11 protein-coding genes, 9 tRNA genes and 1 pseudogene are annotated in these 16,645 nt (G+C 46.8%); 6 read left to right on the top strand and 15 right to left on the bottom strand.

Features of this window, described 5'->3' with window-relative positions; genetic code table 11:
• The first annotated feature begins 4 nt into the window (after positions 1-4).
• The 4 genes and pseudogenes from rng to tldD all read left to right on the top strand — a co-directional run bounded on the left by rng (position 5) and on the right by tldD (position 7,642).
• Positions 5-1,474: a ribonuclease G gene (gene rng / locus VIC_RS05160; protein WP_006958278.1), complete on the top strand. Its 1,470-nt coding sequence runs from the start codon at positions 5-7 to the stop codon at positions 1,472-1,474.
• A 7-nt stretch (positions 1,475-1,481) separates the two neighbouring features.
• Complete coding sequence (locus VIC_RS05155) at positions 1,482-5,357, top strand: YhdP family protein (RefSeq protein ID WP_039951291.1); 3,876 nt, start codon at positions 1,482-1,484, stop codon at positions 5,355-5,357.
• A gap of 12 nt (positions 5,358-5,369) precedes the next feature.
• Entirely contained in the window at positions 5,370-6,188 is an 819-nt protein-coding gene (locus VIC_RS05150; RefSeq protein WP_006958276.1) for a carbon-nitrogen hydrolase family protein, read from the top strand.
• 9 nt (positions 6,189-6,197) lie between these two features.
• Positions 6,198-7,642, top strand: a pseudogene (tldD, locus tag VIC_RS05145) (metalloprotease TldD).
• A 184-nt stretch (positions 7,643-7,826) separates the two neighbouring features.
• On the opposite strand, the gene VIC_RS05140 reads toward tldD, so the two are convergent.
• The 12 genes from VIC_RS05140 to mutY form a co-directional block, all read right to left on the bottom strand.
• A tRNA-Asn gene (locus tag VIC_RS05140) sits at positions 7,827-7,902 on the bottom strand.
• 4 nt (positions 7,903-7,906) lie between these two features.
• Positions 7,907-7,982 (bottom strand) — tRNA-Thr (locus VIC_RS05135).
• A 41-nt stretch (positions 7,983-8,023) separates the two neighbouring features.
• Positions 8,024-8,099: transfer RNA gene (locus VIC_RS05130), tRNA-Asn, on the bottom strand.
• 18 nt (positions 8,100-8,117) lie between these two features.
• Positions 8,118-8,193: transfer RNA gene (locus tag VIC_RS05125), tRNA-Thr, on the bottom strand.
• 53 nt (positions 8,194-8,246) lie between these two features.
• Positions 8,247-8,322: transfer RNA gene (locus VIC_RS05120), tRNA-Phe, on the bottom strand.
• Between the two features lie 806 nt (positions 8,323-9,128).
• Positions 9,129-9,204 (bottom strand) — tRNA-Asn (locus VIC_RS05115).
• A 37-nt stretch (positions 9,205-9,241) separates the two neighbouring features.
• Positions 9,242-9,317: transfer RNA gene (locus tag VIC_RS05110), tRNA-Phe, on the bottom strand.
• A 7-nt stretch (positions 9,318-9,324) separates the two neighbouring features.
• Positions 9,325-9,400 (bottom strand) — tRNA-Thr (locus VIC_RS05105).
• A gap of 54 nt (positions 9,401-9,454) precedes the next feature.
• A tRNA-Phe gene (locus tag VIC_RS05100) sits at positions 9,455-9,530 on the bottom strand.
• 103 nt (positions 9,531-9,633) lie between these two features.
• A complete protein-coding gene (mltC, locus tag VIC_RS05095) occupies positions 9,634-10,770 on the bottom strand; it encodes a membrane-bound lytic murein transglycosylase MltC (protein ID WP_006958275.1) in 1,137 nt (378 codons plus the stop codon).
• Between the two features lie 74 nt (positions 10,771-10,844).
• Complete coding sequence (locus VIC_RS05090; RefSeq protein ID WP_006958274.1) at positions 10,845-11,117, bottom strand: oxidative damage protection protein; 273 nt, start codon at positions 11,115-11,117, stop codon at positions 10,845-10,847.
• Between the two features lie 19 nt (positions 11,118-11,136).
• Positions 11,137-12,192: an A/G-specific adenine glycosylase gene (mutY, locus tag VIC_RS05085; RefSeq protein ID WP_006958273.1), complete on the bottom strand. Its 1,056-nt coding sequence runs from the start codon at positions 12,190-12,192 to the stop codon at positions 11,137-11,139.
• A 187-nt stretch (positions 12,193-12,379) separates the two neighbouring features.
• Here mutY and trmB point away from each other — a divergent pair, with 187 nt between their 5' ends.
• Together trmB and glsB are read left to right on the top strand one after the other, a co-directional pair.
• The gene (gene trmB / locus VIC_RS05080) at positions 12,380-13,099 is read left to right on the top strand and encodes a tRNA (guanosine(46)-N7)-methyltransferase TrmB (protein ID WP_006958272.1); all 720 of its coding nucleotides are present in this window, start codon (positions 12,380-12,382) and stop codon (positions 13,097-13,099) included.
• A gap of 100 nt (positions 13,100-13,199) precedes the next feature.
• The gene (gene glsB / locus VIC_RS05075; protein WP_006958271.1) at positions 13,200-14,120 is read left to right on the top strand and encodes a glutaminase B; all 921 of its coding nucleotides are present in this window, start codon (positions 13,200-13,202) and stop codon (positions 14,118-14,120) included.
• 91 nt (positions 14,121-14,211) lie between these two features.
• Here glsB and hemW read toward each other — a convergent pair whose 3' ends face one another.
• From hemW to VIC_RS05060, 3 genes are read right to left on the bottom strand one after another with little or no spacing between them, the layout of a single operon-like run.
• Positions 14,212-15,390 carry a radical SAM family heme chaperone HemW gene (hemW, locus tag VIC_RS05070; RefSeq protein ID WP_006958270.1) on the bottom strand — a complete coding sequence of 393 codons (1,179 nt, stop codon included), beginning with the start codon at positions 15,388-15,390 and terminating at the stop codon, positions 14,212-14,214.
• Positions 15,390-15,992, bottom strand: coding sequence for an XTP/dITP diphosphatase (locus VIC_RS05065; protein WP_006958269.1), 603 nt, complete (start codon positions 15,990-15,992; stop codon positions 15,390-15,392). The genes hemW and VIC_RS05065 overlap by 1 nt, the downstream gene beginning before the upstream one ends.
• A 39-nt stretch (positions 15,993-16,031) precedes the next feature.
• Positions 16,032-16,463, bottom strand: coding sequence for a DUF4426 domain-containing protein (locus VIC_RS05060; RefSeq protein ID WP_006958268.1), 432 nt, complete (start codon positions 16,461-16,463; stop codon positions 16,032-16,034).
• Between the last annotated feature and the right edge of the window lie 182 nt (positions 16,464-16,645).

The following is a 16,645-nucleotide window of genomic DNA, read 5'->3' as shown; positions in this document are numbered from 1 at the left end:
GCCGATGAGTGCAGAGTTGCTAATCAACGTGACCCCGAGTGAAACTCGTGTGGCCATGATTGAAGGGGGAACCCTACAAGAGATCCATGTGGAACGTGAAGCAAAGCGCGGTATTGTCGGCAATATATACAAAGGCAAAGTCAGCCGAGTCCTGCCGGGGATGCAAGCGGCATTTGTTGATATTGGCTTAGACAAAGCGGCATTTCTTCATGCTTCGGACATTGTGCCTCACACTGAGTGTGTGGCAGAGAATGAGAAACAACAGTTTCAAGTCAGAGATATCTCTGAGCTGGTTCGCCAAGGACAAGACATTGTCGTCCAGGTGGTGAAAGACCCGCTTGGCACCAAAGGCGCACGCCTGACCACAGACATCACCTTACCTTCCCGCTACTTGGTCTTTATGCCAGGGGCGAGTCATGTCGGCGTCTCACAACGTATTGAGAGCGAAGAAGAACGCAACCGCCTGAAAAAAGTTGTTGGTCATTACTGTGATGAAGATGGCGGCTTTATTATCCGGACTGCAGCTGAAGGCGCGGATGATACCGAGCTATCTCAAGATGCCGCTTTTCTAAAACGACTCTGGTCAAAGGTCAATGAGCGCCGTTCTAAGTACAAAACACGCTCGACACTTTATGGTGAACTCGGGTTATCACAACGCATTCTACGTGATTTTGTCGGCACTGAACTGACCAAAATACTGGTTGATTCTCGCTTAGAATTTGAGAACCTCAAAGAATTCACCTCAGAATACGTACCAGAGCTGACGAGTAAACTGGAGTTATACGAAGGTGATAAGCCAATCTTCGATATGTACGACACAGAGAACGAAATTCAACGTTCTTTGGAACGTAAAGTGGAACTTAAGTCAGGTGGCTATTTGATCATTGATCAAACTGAAGCCATGACGACAGTCGACATAAATACGGGTGCATTCGTCGGTCGTCGAAATCTTGAAGAAACCATATTCAATACCAATGTTGAAGCAACTCAGGCTATCGCACGCCAACTGCGTCTGCGTAATCTGGGTGGCATCATCATTATTGACTTCATTGACATGCTTTCTGAAGAGCACCGTAAGCGTGTACTTACTTCATTAGAAGCGGCGCTCGACAAAGACAGAGTTAAGACCAATATTAACGGCTTCACCCAGCTGGGTTTGGTCGAAATGACACGTAAGCGAACACGTGAAAGTATTGAACATATCCTATGTTCTACTTGTCCAACTTGTGAGGGGCGTGGAAGTGTCAAAACCGTTGAATCTGTTTGTTATGAGATTCTTCGCGAAATCACCAGAGTTAACCGAGCGTATGAGGCGGATAAATTCGTGGTTTACGCTTCCCCTTCTGTCGCGGATGCCTTGCAAGGCGATGAATCGCACGCATTGGCAGAACTCGAGGTCTTTATTGGCAAGCAGGTCAAAGTTCAGGCAGAGCCTCTTTATATTCAAGAGCAATTTGACGTTGTCATGATGTAGGCTTTTTGTGAACACAACCGCTAGACGCTTAATTCAGGTATTACTGTGGCTATTGGTGACTCTGATGGTCGCCTTAGCTATTGCCATCACAACTCTGCGTATTACGCTGCCACAGCTCAATCGTTTCCAAGATGAAATCCAAACATGGGTAAACAAGGGTTCGACTCTGGATTTTGAAATCGATCAGATCAGTGGTTTTTGGCGTAATACTCACCCCTCCATCTCATTGCAAAATGTACGGGCAAACACCCCGGAAAGCAGTGGGATTCACTTTTCTGCTCAAACCGTTGAAGTTGAATTTGATCTGATTCAATCTGTGATTGATATGCGGCCCGTCATCGCCGACCTGAGTATTCATAACCTTAAGCTGGATATGAGTACTATAGAGTGGGTGCAGTCTGGTGAAAAAACGGCGATGCAACCGCAAGGTGATCAGAAAAGCGTGGTTCAGCAACTAGACCAGCTATTGCTGCGTCAGCTGGATAGTTTCTCACTAATTGGCTCTGAGATCATACTGCAAGGTATTGACGGTTCGATACGAGAGTTGGAAATAGCAAAGCTGTTTTGGCAAAACAAAGGTCAACGTCATATCGCCGATGGTGAAGTCAGCATTGCGCACAGTAATCTGAACTCGGCGCAAGTCAAAGCGAACTTTGTCGATCACGGCTCCTTAGCTGAGGTGAGTGGTGAGTTTTACTTAGCAGTGGATAACGTGCTGGTTACGCCTTGGTTGACTAAGTATCTAAAAACGGAAACCGGTATTGAAAAAGGCAAGGTTAGTTTAAACAGCTGGATCACGTTAGAGCACAGCAAACCAACCAATGCGTATGTTGAATTGGAGCCTTCTGAACTCACCTGGAAAGAAGGCAAAGAGCATGAGCTGCTGATTGAGTCAGGCATATTGCAATTGGAGCCTAAAGTGGAAGGCTGGCAAGTGAATGCTCACTCACTTGTGCTGCAAACGGATGGACAACTGTGGCCTGAGCTTGATATTGCTTTCAATTGGCAACCAGAGCACTGGCTGCTCAATGCCTCGCAGCTTGATTTGAAAGCCATTTCTCCATTGGTTAAGTTGGCGCCGGAATCGAAGCAAACTACTAAGCTGCTAGAAACGTTAGACCTTGGTGGTTTAGTGGAAGATATTCGAGTGTCGATGGAAAAAGATAACCTAGACTCTCTGAAATACTCAGCCCAGCTCAGCGATGGCTCTATGAAGCAATGGGAACTGCTGCCAGGTCTGCATCACCTCTCTGCAAAAGTGTCTGGTAACGCCCATCAAGCTAAGGCCAGCGTGGAGATCATTGATGACGTACTGCCTTACGGTGATGTTTTTCAGGCACCATTGAACATCAAGCAAGGTCAGGTAGACATCGTGTGGCAGAACAGCGCTGATGGTTGGAGTTTATGGGCAGATAAAGCCACAGCGGCAACGCCAGATCTTCAGGTGTTGGGCGCATTTCGCCTAGATTTCCCTAAAGATAAAAGCCCATTCTTATCATTTTACGCAGAAGCCGATTTATATAACGCAGGGGAAACCTGGCGTTATTTGCCCGCCTTGGCTCTTGGGCGAGATTTAACAGATTACCTTTCAACAGCGATTCAGGCGGGTAAGGTCAATACAGCCAAGCTACTCTGGTATGGTGAACTGGGCGACTTCCCATATCGCAAGAACAATGGCATGTTCCAAGCGTGGGTAGGGCTAAAGAAAGCGAAGTTCAGTTTTGATACGGCTTGGCCACCGATCACTGACTTGCAGCTGGATTTGTTGTTCCAGAATGACTCCATGTACCTTAACTCCCGTAGCGCCACTCTAATGGATGTCAAAGCGACGCGAATTAGTGGGGTCATTCCTGAGTTGGCTCCCGGTGGTCATATTGAAATTGAAGCTAGCGCTGTTGCTCAGGGTAATGCGGTGCGTGACTATATGACAGCATCGCCACTCGTCGATTCAGTTGGCGCGGCGTTAACCGCAGTCCAGGTTGACGGTAAAGTGACATCGAGCTTTCAACTTAATATTCCATTCAGTTCCGACGAAGAAGCCCGCGCTTGGGGCTACGCTGATCTAGATGAAAATCAGGTCACGATTGAAACGCCTCCCATGACGCTGGAAACGGTGTCAGGTCGTGTTGAGTTCGATAATGATGTTGTCAGCGCAGCTGGTTTGTCTGCGCATCTATTAAAACAGCCCGTGGCGATAGATTTTGCCGGCGAAAATGCAGGTCAGGGCTACGGTGTTAACATCGATGTGGTTGGCGATTGGGATCTGAAACCGCTGACTCCTTATGTTGGTGGGCAGTGGATGGGGCCTTTGGACGGTCATGCGCCGTGGCGTATGGGGGTCGACATTCAACTTAATGATGTTGGCTTCACCTATCAGCTTGATACCAGTGCCGACCTGAAGATGGTAAGTAGTCACTATCCTTATCCGTTGAATAAAGAACTATACCAATCGGGTAAGGCGAGCATGCAAGCTTCTGGTAATCAGGAAAGTATTACCGCTCGACTGCAACTGCCTGGTCTTAAGTATCAAACCGAAATTGATATTCGCCCGGAGACGCCGGTCTTGAAAGCAACCAATCTAATATTGGGTAAGGGTAGCTTCAAAATTAGCCCAGTAGCAGGACACCAGGCTCAGATACGTACAGATAAGTTTGATATCGACCAGTGGGCTGAGTTGTTATCTCGTTCTACCTCCAATACCAGTAAAGCGGTGCTTGCCGACATGAACACTCCACAAATTCCTACTCCTGATCGAGTTGAATTGGATGTTGGTGAGTTGACTCTCGCGGGTATTGAGTGGAATGACGTCGATTTCACGGCAAAGCGTAAGAACCTTGGCTGGCACATGAGTTTAGATAGTCAGGAGGCGGCTGGTGAAGCGAGCTATATTGAGCCATACGACCTTTCTGCCGCACTCGATAGGCTGCATGTTTATATCCCAGCGTTAGACACTGAATACAAAGACACGACCCTGTTTGAAGCAGGCAAAGATCAGAAAGAACTGATCAGTGATTTTGAACGTTCTTTCCATGAGCAAATTCCAAATATCACTCTCACTATCGATGACTTCTGGCTGCAAGGTTACAAAGTGGGTAAGACACACTTGGATCTGCAGCGTCAAGGGGAGCGTCTAGAGTGGAAGAAGTTGTCTTTCCAAAGCGGTGCTAACAAAGTTGATATGAATGGCTCTTGGCTTCTAACGAAAGACCAGAGTCATACTAAATTTAACATAGTGATGTCAGGTGAGAATAACAGTGACGTGATGGAACGATTTGGTATCACATCGGGTATTCAGAAGGCTCCGTTCGAAATTGATTCTAAAGTGGAGTGGGATGGTTCACCATGGTCGATGAAGGTGAATACTCTGCAAGGCCATGTCTCGACCAAGCTGGGTAAAGGCCAAATCTCAGATGTCAGTGGAGCGGCGCGCCTACTGGGCTTATTCAGTCTCGACTCTATTATTCGCAAAATGCAGCTCGATTTTAGCGATGTGTTTGATAACGGTATGGCCTTTGACTCTATCACCGGCAGTGGTGAGATCAAAAACGGAATCTTCCTGACCAATGACATCAAGATGGATGCCGTTGCAGGGGACATGTCGATCAAAGGTCTGGCAAACCTCAACTCACGCACAGTAGATGCAGAAGTAAATTTTGTTCCAGATATCACATCGGGTATTCCGGTTCTCACCGCCTTTGCCGTTACGCCGCAAACCGCGTTGTATGTTTTGGCTATTACCACGGTAATTTCACCTGTGGTTGAGGTCTTTACTCAGGTTAACTACGAAGTCAAAGGCCCGTTGGATGCGCCAGTGGTTAAAGAGCTGTCGCGAAGCAAAGGTGAGTTTAAACTGCCGGAAAATTTACGCGAATCGATTGAATAAGGAGAATCACTCATGGAGCGAGTGGGACTAATTCAGATGACATCAGGGCCAGATGCGCAAGAGAATCTGGCCTATATCCAGCAACAGGTAGTGACTCTCGCTGAGGCAGGCGCGAAGCTGGTAGTGACACCCGAAAACAGCTTAGTCTTTGGCAATCGAGCCGATTACCACACGCTGGCTGAGCCGCTTAATCAGGGGCCAATTCAAAGTCAGCTTTCACAGATAGCAAAAGATGCGAAGGTATTTCTTGTTGTGGGCAGTATGCCAATTCGCTGTGATGATGGTGTGACGACGACTTCTCTGGTCTTCGATCCGCATGGGGCGTTGATTGCTCACTATGACAAGCTACATATGTTTGATGTTGACGTCGCAGATGCGCACCAGCGCTATCGTGAGTCAGAAACCTTTCGCCCAGGCCAACAAATTGTGTCAGTCGATACGCCCGTCGCTCATTTGGGGCTGACAATCTGCTATGATGTCCGTTTTCCACAGCTATACAGTGAACTGGCGCAGAGAGGTGCTAACGTATTGCTGGTTCCCGCGGCATTTACTGCAGTTACGGGAGAGGCTCATTGGGAGCCTTTACTCAGGGCTCGCGCAATTGAAACTCAAAGCTGGGTTATCGCTGTGAACCAGACAGGCGTCCATCCATGTGGCCGAGAAACTTGGGGGCATTCTATGGTAGTGTCTCCATGGGGAGAGGTTTTGGCCAGCTTGAACAAACAACCTCAAAACCTGCTGGTCGATATTGACCTAGACAGAGTCAAGGAAATCCGCGCTGCGATGCCGACTCTCAACCACACCCGGTTCCAAAACCATTTACATGTTTAAGAGCGAAGTATGACAATAAACCAAGTAGAAGACGCATTGCTAAACTCGGCAGGTCTGACCGAGCAGGACATTGCAGAGACCTTATCGAGCATTGCTAGCCGTCAGATTGACTACGCAGATATCTATTTTCAGTCGAGCTGGCATGAATCTTTGGTTCTGGAAGACAGCATCATCAAAGATGGTTCGTTTAACATTGACCGAGGGGTTGGTGTTCGCGCAATTGCTGGCGAAAAAACAGGTTTCGCATACTCAGATCAAATCCAACTTGAAGGCCTGAAGCAGAGTGCAATCGCTGCGCGTGGTATTGCTCAACAAGGCCAGAATGCTCAGGTTCAAGCATTTAAACGTAGTGACAATCAGCAGGTTTACGCAGCAGTGAATCCGCTCGAAAGCTGGAAGAAAGAACAAAAGACTCAACTGCTTAAAGAGCTGGATGCTTATATTCGTACTAAAGAACCGCTGATCAAAGAAGTATCGGTAAGCCTAAGCGGTGTGCATGAGCAAATGCTTGTCGCGGCAACAGATGGTACTTATGCGGGTGATGTTCGCCCGTTGGTACGTTTGTCTATCAGTGTACTGGCTCAGCGTGGTGAACGTCGTGAGCGAGGTAGTGCTGGTGGTGGCGGCCGATTTGGTTATGACTTCTTTTGACGGAAGAGCAGGGTATCAAAGTAGCCTATCACTACGCTGATGAAGCGATTCGTATGGCGCTAGTTAACCTTGAAGCTGAAGCTGCACCAGCGGGTGCAATGCCGGTTGTATTAGGCTCAGGCTGGCCTGGTGTATTGCTTCATGAGGCCGTAGGCCACGGGCTGGAAGGGGACTTCAACCGTAAGGAATCTTCGGTATTTAGCGGTAAGGTTGGTGAGAAAGTCACCTCTGAGCTTTGTACTATTGTTGATGACGGCACTTTGAAAGACCTACGTGGCTCTCTTAACATCGATGACGAAGGGGTAGCCGGTCAATACAACATCTTGATTGAAAACGGTGTTCTTAAAGGTTACATGCAGGATAAGCACAATGCGCGCTTGATGGGTGTAGCACCGACAGGTAATGGCCGTCGTGAGTCTTATGCGCACCTTCCAATGCCGCGTATGACCAACACCTACATGCTCCCAGGTCAACATACACCGGAAGAGATCATCTCTACGGTGAAGAAGGGCCTTTATGCGCCAAACTTTGGTGGTGGCCAGGTGGATATCACTTCAGGTAAATTCGTGTTCTCTGCTTCAGAAGCGTATCTGATTGAAGATGGTAAGATTACTCGCCCTGTGAAAGGCGCGACTCTGATCGGTTCAGGCATTGAAGCGATGCAGCAAGTCTCTATGGTCGGTAATGACCTTAGCATTGACCGAGGTGTGGGTGTCTGCGGTAAAGCAGGTCAGAGCGTGCCTGTAGGCGTAGGACAACCGACATTGAAGCTGGATTCTCTAACCGTAGGTGGTACTGAGTAATAGCCTTAAGAAATATCACTATTTAGAAAGGGTTGGCGCCAACGTGCCAGCCCTTTTTTAGTATCGTAGTTCTTGTTCTTGGTTGGCGATTTTCAAGTGGGAAGAAAGGCGACATGCAGAGCTGAGACAAAACGAAACAACAGATACGAAAAAGCCTCATCGTGTGATGAGGCTTTCTCTAATATGGCTCCCCCTGCGGGACTCGAACCTGCGACATACGGATTAACAGTCCGCCGTTCTACCAACTGAACTAAGGGGGAATAATGGTGCCGACTACCGGAATCGAACTGGTGACCTACTGATTACAAGTCAGTTGCTCTACCTACTGAGCTAAGTCGGCGCCTTTTTTTAATCAACAAGTTTTCACTCATCGATTGAATATGGCTCCCCCTGCGGGACTCGAACCTGCGACATACGGATTAACAGTCCGCCGTTCTACCAACTGAACTAAGGGGGAATTATTCATTTAAATAAATGGTGCCGACTACCGGAATCGAACTGGTGACCTACTGATTACAAGTCAGTTGCTCTACCTACTGAGCTAAGTCGGCACACTTTATTCTTTAACTATTGTTCGTGCTAAGCACCAACAATTAATAAATTGTGGTGCCCGGAGGCGGAATCGAACCACCGACACGAGGATTTTCAATCCTCTGCTCTACCGACTGAGCTATCCGGGCGACGAGGTGTATTAAAAGGCTTTTCGCCTTGGAGGTCAACATTAAATTGCAAAAAAAATATCGTTTGTTGTTTTTCTATACTTAATGGGCTGTTTTTGCTCATTTCGGATAAGAAATGTATAGCCAGCAACAGAAGTTATACCCGAGAGAGTAGGGAATAATGGATTTAGATAGCAAAAAAACACCCCTTAAAGAGTGCTTTTCAGTTGTTTAAGCGTCGAATCAGTGCCTAATCCCAAACTGGTTCAGCCTGTTTTCCTCAACATTAGCAAATCGAGCTACGCTTTTTGCGCGTTTTTGACGGGTTACAGCTGCCTGAATAAATGCTGTATTTCTACATAAAGAATGAGATTACGGATTTATACTGTTTGCGGATCGATGAGATAAAAATCTAAGTGGGGTAGAAAGTCGATATCTGGATGAGAAAGAGGAAAACTGAGCTCTGTGAGTGATTAGATTACTTGAGAGTAGGATTCTTTGCGGAGGGGCGGCTCTGTGCTGAGACATTTCTTTGGAACAAAGCAGGAGCATTAAATACGAAAAATGCCTCACCGTGTGATGAGGCTTTTTCTAATTATGGCCTCTCTGTCGGGACTCAACGCAGGCGGCCAGCTCTGAGACATTTACTTGGAACAAGCAAGTCGCAGTTAAAAACGAAAAAAGCCAAGTCTTTCGACTTGGCTTCTTGAAAGTGGCTCCCCCTGCGGGACCCAACGCGGCCGGCTAGGTCTGAGACATTGCTTTGGAGCAAAGCAGGAGCATTAGATACGAAAAAGCCTCATCGTGTGATGAGGCTTTTTCTAATATGGCTCCCCCTGCGGGACTCGAACCTGCGACATACGGATTAACAGTCCGCCGTTCTACCAACTGAACTAAGGGGGAATTATTTGTGTCATCTTTTCAGATAAGCACCAAATAATGGTGCCTCGAGGCGGAATCGAACCACCGACACGAGGATTTTCAATCCTCTGCTCTACCGACTGAGCTATCGAGGCAAAAGAATGGTGCCGACTACCGGAATCGAACTGGTGACCTACTGATTACAAGTCAGTTGCTCTACCTACTGAGCTAAGTCGGCACACTTTATTCTTTTACTAACTGTTCGTGCTAAGCACCAACAATAAAGAAATTGTGGTGCCCGGAGGCGGAATCGAACCACCGACACGAGGATTTTCAATCCTCTGCTCTACCGACTGAGCTATCCGGGCAACGGAGCGCTATTAAACGGATTTTCCGTCTTGCCGTCAACTTGTTTTTAGAAAAAAATTCAAAAAAGTGGTTGAGTGCCGATAATTTAGGCGTTTTTAGCGCTTATGATTTACCAGCGTTAAAATCCTTTTTGAATTTTGTTACTTTTTCGAGATAACGGCGCGCTTCTGCGTTTGGATGTTTTTTCGTCAACGCCCAATAAACCTGATTTGGTTGCAGAGAGTTAAGGTCGCGCATTGCTCGTTTTCTGTCATTGCGATTGAAAGTATTGAGCACACCGCCTGTACCACCGTTGTAAGCAGAGATCATGCTGTATTCGAGAGAAGTCGGATGGCGAACATCTTTTAGATAACGATTTTTCAGAATGTAGAAATAAGCGGTACCAGTATCTATGTTGTTTTCTGGATTAAATAGATATTCAGGGGATGGCTGACCAGATTTCTTCTTCACCAACTTAAATACATCACGCCCTGCGGTTTTAGGTACAACCTGCATCAGCCCGTAGGCGTTGGCCCAGCTTACTGCATACGGGTTAAAGCTACTTTCTGTTTTGATAATCGCATAAATCAAGTCTTCGGGAATACCGTAACGACGTGAAGCTCGTTGGACGATATCAGCATACTTATAGCTGCGTATCTCAAATTGTTCCTCAACCATCGGAATTTCAACGTAATAGGCTTTTTTGAAGTCAACGTTTTTGACTTTGAGCTTATTGGCAATCAGGTAATCGGCAAATCGGTTTGCTCGCCACGACCACTGAATAGGCTTGTTATCTTGGTCGACGACCTGACGATAAAGAAACGGCTGGCCTTCAAGCTTGATGTCTTTGGAAGAGAATAAGTCGACGTTTGCTGGATCGTCGGGGGTTAGCAGTGTGGTTACAATCGCGTTTTTCAGATGCCCCTTTGGATCGGTTGGCGAAACGGTTTCGATAATAATGGTGCCTTTATCAAAATTGACTTCTGAACGACTGAGATAGTTGTCGATGTATTTGACGTAGTTGCTCTTGCCAGCGAACTTGATTTCCCCGCGTCCCCAACGCTTTTCGATGTTGCCTGAGAAGCTACTGATCAAGGCATCAAGTGCCGCCGTATCTTTCTGAAACTGGCCGGGTAGTCCGGCTAAGTTTTTGGCAAAGCGGTTGGTTGGCTCGTAGTTCACATCATAGATGTTCTCAATAAACTCACGACTACAACCCGTGAGTGCCATTGCCAGCAAAAAGTAAGCTAACTTCTTCATATCTATCCTAAAAAAATGACATCAAAGCAACGCAGTGATGTCATTCTCTCTATCCTTAACCTAAAGGGCAAATCTTATTCGCTTGGTGGCGTGTAGCCTTCGATATGGACGTCTTTGCCTTCAAACAGGAAGTTGACCATTTCAGTTTCGATCAATTTACGGTGCTCAGGATCCATCATGTTGAGCTTTTTCTCGTTGATCAGCATGGTTTGCTTGTGTTGCCACTCTGCCCAAGCTTGTTTAGAAATGTTGTCAAAAATACGCTTACCTAGTTCACCAGGGTACAGTTGAAAGTCCAGACCTTCTGCGTCTTTTTGTAGTCGAGCACAAAATACAGTGCGGCTCATAACGACTCCTTAGAGTTAATCAATATTGAAGCTCGAAAGGCAGGCTTTCCAGTAGTTGTTTTACTGGAGCGGCCAAACCTATCTCTTCAGGTTGCGATAAGTTATACCAAAGACCTTTGTTTGCTTCCATCACCACATCAGGTTGCTTTGATAGGTCTACCAAAATTGGTGTGATATCGAGGTGGTAATGACTAAAGGTGTGGCGGAAAGCAATCAACTGATCGCGACGTTGAATGTCCTTATCAAGGACACCACGCATTGTCAGTTGATGATCGAGTTGTGCTTCAGAGTGTTCTGGAAAGCAGAATAGTCCGCCCCAGATCCCCGATTGTGGGCGTTGTTCCAGCCATACATGCCCTTGGTGATGCAGCATAATGAACCAGGTCTCTTTGACTGGCTTTTCTTTTTTCGGCTTTTTGCCAGGGTAGTCTAGAGGGTTGCCTTGTTTGTACGCGGCGCAAAAAGAAGACACTGGGCACAGTGTACATTTTGGCTTGCTGCGAGTGCACACCATGGCACCCATATCCATCATTGCCTGATTGTACTTATCGACATCGGTGTCGGGAGTGTGTTCTTCAGCATGCTGCCAAAGCTGATTCTCGACTTTCTTTTGCCCCGGCCAGCCCTCAACAGCAAAGCTACGCGCCAGTGTACGCTTCACATTGCCGTCTAAAATGGCGTGTGGCTGTTTATAGACAGAAGACAATATAGCCGCTGCGGTAGAACGACCTATACCCGGTAGGGCGTTCATCTGCTCAATATTGAGAGGGAATTCGCCCTGATATTGCTCTGCCACAATCTTCGCAGCTTTATGTAAATTACGCGCTCGTGCATAATAGCCGAGCCCTGTCCATAGGTGAAGCACTTCATCTTGCTCTGCATTGGCAAGATCTACGACAGTCGGGAAGCGTTCGAGAAAGCGTTGGTAATAAGGTATCACGGTAGTGACCTGAGTCTGCTGAAGCATAATTTCAGACAGCCAGACACTATACGCAGTTTTATCTTGTTGCCACGGAAGGCTTTTTCTTCCGTAGTCTTCGTACCATTCTAGGATGGCGTTTGCAAAAGGAGTCACGACTTGCTCTGTAATTTTATATTTATTGAGTTAGCTAAAATTGCACCATAGAAACTGTCTAAAGTACAACCGATAAAGAGTAGGGGTTTATTCTGCGAGAAATGACCTAAAATACTTGCACCAGTGTCGATTCTTTGGATAATCACAATCCCTTTAAGTCGAGAGCAATTTTTAGACAGGCAGAATCATGAGTGAAGTGACCACTAACGAATACAATGAAGACGGTAAACTGATACGCAAAGTACGCAGCTTTGTGCGTCGTGAAGGCCGTTTGACCAAAGGTCAGGAAAGCGCAATGAATGAATGCTGGCCGACAATGGGTATTGATTACCAAGAAAAGCTTCTTGATTGGAAAGAAGTGTTTGGTAACGATAACCCTGTGGTACTGGAAATTGGCTTCGGTATGGGTGCATCTCTGGTTGAAATGGCGAAAAATGCGCCTGAGAAAAACTTCCTTGGTATTGAAGTTCACAGCCCAGGTGTGGGCGCGTGTCTTGCTGATGCACGTGAAGCTGGCCTGACCAACTTACGAGTGATGTGTCACGATGCTGTGGAAGTGTTTGCTAACATGATCCCAGACAGCAGCCTAGCAACACTGCAATTATTCTTCCCAGACCCATGGCACAAGAAGCGCCACCACAAGCGCCGTATCGTACAGCTAGATTTTGCTGAAATGGTGCGCCAAAAACTCTCAGTTGGTGAAGGCATCTTCCACATGGCGACAGACTGGGAAAATTACGCAGAACATATGATTGAGGTGATGAATCAAGCGCCTGGATATGAGAACATCGCCGAGGATGGTGACTTTGTTCCACGTCCGGAAGATCGTCCTCTGACCAAGTTTGAAGCACGTGGTCACCGTTTAGGTCACGGAGTGTGGGACATTAAGTTTAAGCGTGTTAGCTAAGTCACCCGCGAAATAAAAGCGAATGAGAAAGCCAACATTTTGATGTTGGCTTTTTTGACCCTACAAGAAAAATAATAAGCCTTTGAAATATAGGTAAGTAATGAAACCGACAAAAGAAATTTTAGCCGACATCCTGCAAGAGGTCAGGCCGCTTATCGGTCAGGGAAAAGTTGCCGATTATATTCCTGCGCTGGCAAAAGTTCCGGCTAACAAACTGGCAATTGCTGTCTTCACCAATAAGGGAGAAGTGATCAAAGCTGGTGACGCCGATGAACCTTTTTCTATTCAGTCCATTTCTAAAGCGTTAAGTTTAACGTTAGCAATGGGTTTATATACTCCTGATGAGATTTGGTCTCGGGTAGGCAAGGAGCCTTCTGGTCAGGCATTTAACTCTCTGATTCAGTTAGAAATGGAACAGGGAATTCCACGTAACCCGTTCATTAATGCCGGGGCAATAGTCGTTGCCGATTTGCTGCAAAGCCGCCTGTCTGCGCCGAGACAACGCTTGCTGGAATTTGTCCGTCAACTGTCGGGCGATACCCATATCTGTTACGACAAGATAGTTGCAGCATCAGAGATGATGCACAGTGATCGCAATGCGGCGATTGCTTATCTGATGCGCTCTTTTGGCAACTTTGACAATGATGTAATCCCTGTTCTGAATAACTACTTCCATGCGTGTGCTTTAAAGATGAGCTGTGTCGATTTAGCGAAAACATTCAGCTATCTGGCTAATAAAGGCACTTCAGTACAAACAGGCAAGCCTGTAGTGACGCCTACTCAAACTAAGCAGCTTAATGCTTTGCTGGCAACATGTGGCTTGTATGATGGCGCTGGGGAGTTCGCCTACCGAGTCGGTATGCCTGGTAAGTCTGGTGTTGGTGGCGGGATCATCGCTATCGTACCGGGGGAGATGACGATTGCGGTTTGGTCTCCAGAGCTGGACCCTTCAGGTAACTCCCTCGCGGGTACCAGAGCACTAGAGCTACTCGCTGAGCGAATTGGCCGCTCGATATTCTAAACTTCGCTCCGAGACCGCGGAGACAAGTTTTGAACGATGAAAACTAAAAGGGTTGACCATATCGTCAACCCTTTATGTTTATTCCAGCCTTTTATTCCTCTTCCGCCATAAACGCTTCGAGCAAGTCGTTAAGGAACAGCTTTCCTTTTTCTGTGATTTGCCAATGCGTATCAGACTCGCTGAGATATTGCATCTCTTTCGCCCAGTCGATGGTTTCCTGAATCGATTCAAAACTCAAGCCAGTTGTATCTAAGAAGTCTTGCTTAGGGCAGGCTTCCATCAGACGGAACCGGTTCATAAAGAATTCGAAAGGGCGATCTTCGCTAGCGACATCGGCTTCACTATCTAGGTAGGGTTTTACCATATTCTGATACGCTGCCAGATAGCCTCTCGGGTGCTTGACCTTAGTTGTGCGGATGATACGTCCATCAGCGAAACTGAGTTTGCCATGCGAGCCACAGCCAATACCGAGATAGTCGCCAAAACGCCAATAATTGAGGTTATGTTGGCATTGATACTCTGGCTTACTGTAGCCGGAAATTTCGTACTGAACATAACCCGCTTCAGCCAGCTTTTGGTGGCCGAGCTCAAAAATGTCCCACAAGTCATCATCGTCGGGTAGAACAGGCGGCTTGTAGTGGAACATGGTATTAGGTTCAATAGTGAGCTGATACCACGAAAGATGTGGCGGGTTAAGCTCAATCGCCTTCTCCAGATCCATTAGGGCTTGCTCTACGGTTTGGTCTGGCAGACCGTGCATTAAATCAAGATTAAAGCTATTTAAGCCAATCTTGTGTGCCAGTTTCGCGGCATTGACGGCTTCATCCTGACCATGGATGCGCCCAAGACGTTCGAGCTTCTGCTGTTCGAAGCTCTGCACACCAATCGAAATTCTCGTCACTCCAGCTTTGCGATACCCCGCGAAGCGCTCCGCTTCAATTGTGCCCGGGTTGGCTTCCATGGTGATTTCAATCTCGTCTTTAAACGCGATTCTTTTTTCTATGCCAGCAAGTAGATCAGAGATTCCTTGCGCTGAGATGAGACTTGGTGTCCCTCCACCGATAAATATGGAGTGGAGTGCCCGTGGGTTGGCTTTAAGCTGATAACGCTCGATATCAGTATCAAGGTCCTCCAGCAGAGCAGCTATGTACTCTTGCTCTGGGATGTCGGCTTTTAACGCGTGCGAGTTAAAATCGCAATAAGGGCATTTTTGTACACACCAAGGGATGTGGACATAAAGACTCAGCGCTGGTGGAATCAATTGGCTCATTATTGCTGCTCAGAAAGTGTCGCAAACAACTGCTTAAGCGCTTTACCACGGTGAGAAAGTTGCTTTTTACGTGTTGGTTCAAGCTCTGCTGAAGCACAGTTATCTTCTGGAACGAAGAAAACCGGATCGTAACCAAAACCATTGTCGCCCTGAGCTTCAGTCAGAATACGGCCTTCCCACTTACCGTGGCAGACGATCGGCGTTGGATCTAATTCGTGACGCATTAGTACTAATACACAATGGAAACGTGCGGTACGTTGCTCCTGCGGAACGCCCTGCATTGCATCAAGCAGCTTCTCTAGATTTTGCTGGTCACTCGCGCCTTCTCCGGCATAACGTGCAGAGTAGATGCCCGGCGCTCCTTTTAGGAAATCGACTTCAAGGCCTGAATCGTCGGCAATGGCCGCCAATCCAGTTTCTTTCGCTGCATGACGCGCCTTGATGATGGCGTTTTCAATAAATGTTGTGCCAGTTTCAGCAACTTCTGAGACATTAAATTCGCTTTGTGCAACGACATCGAAACCGAAATCTGCCAGCAGATCGGCCATCTCACGAACCTTGCCCTGATTACCTGTCGCTAGGACAATTTTTTGTGCATTCATAATCTTGTTTGTGCCTATATTGGGAAGGGCGTTTAGCCGTTACTCTTCCACATAAAATTTCTGGGTGAACTTTAATCTGCCAGTGCCTTTATTACCAGCATTAACATCGATATTGAATGTTAGGTTTTCCTCGTCCGAAATAGGGAATTCAGCGAGGTAATAAATCGCAGAGCCTTCTTTTATTTCGCGGAACTCAAGTGTCTTAGTTTGGCCGATTAAGTTCTTAGCGCTGCCACTAACTTTCGCGGTTATAGGCGGTTTACCAGCCTGGTAGTTGTCTAACACACTGATATTAATGATTGCTGAGTAGCCGTTTCGTTTCAGCTCATAGCTGCGTGCGACTTGCGGAGTTAGGAATGTGGAGTTAAATGCGGAGTAGTGAACTTCGACATCTTTGATCGTTTTAAACTGACCCGCCCATACGGGTAGGGATAAAAGACTGGCCAGCGCTAACGTGATCCATTTTTTCATGATGCTTCCTTAATGGCTTACTACAGAGGAAAAGAGCAGCGTAAATGATACGACTACATGCTTATAATTTTTACGCCTGATCATACGTTTGGATCCTCACTCTGTGAAGGTTTTTAGATTACCAAGGGCGAATTATGCTGTGCTTTTTATGTGAAATATTGAGAGTGCGCCTTTTGTGATTC

Origin of the sequence: Vibrio coralliilyticus ATCC BAA-450 (assembly GCF_000176135.1) — a bacterium.
GTDB classification, from domain to species: Bacteria; Pseudomonadota; Gammaproteobacteria; order Enterobacterales; family Vibrionaceae; genus Vibrio; species Vibrio coralliilyticus.
This window is presented reverse-complemented; position numbering and strand designations above follow the sequence as displayed.

Bases quoted from the DNA above. Each gene is read 5' to 3' on its own strand.
- rng (WP_006958278.1), top strand. From the start codon at position 5: ATGAGTGCAGAGTTGCTAATCAACGTGACCCCGAGTGAAACTCGTGTG.
- VIC_RS05150 (WP_006958276.1), top strand. From the start codon at position 5,370: ATGGAGCGAGTGGGACTAATTCAGATGACATCAGGGCCAGATGCGCAA.
- mltC (WP_006958275.1), bottom strand. From the start codon at position 10,770: ATGAAGAAGTTAGCTTACTTTTTGCTGGCAATGGCACTCACGGGTTGT.
- VIC_RS05090 (WP_006958274.1), bottom strand. From the start codon at position 11,117: ATGAGCCGCACTGTATTTTGTGCTCGACTACAAAAAGACGCAGAAGGT.
- trmB (WP_006958272.1), top strand. From the start codon at position 12,380: ATGAGTGAAGTGACCACTAACGAATACAATGAAGACGGTAAACTGATA.
- glsB (WP_006958271.1), top strand. From the start codon at position 13,200: ATGAAACCGACAAAAGAAATTTTAGCCGACATCCTGCAAGAGGTCAGG.
- hemW (WP_006958270.1), bottom strand. From the start codon at position 15,390: ATGAGCCAATTGATTCCACCAGCGCTGAGTCTTTATGTCCACATCCCT.
- VIC_RS05065 (WP_006958269.1), bottom strand. From the start codon at position 15,992: ATGAATGCACAAAAAATTGTCCTAGCGACAGGTAATCAGGGCAAGGTT.
- VIC_RS05060 (WP_006958268.1), bottom strand. From the start codon at position 16,463: ATGAAAAAATGGATCACGTTAGCGCTGGCCAGTCTTTTATCCCTACCC.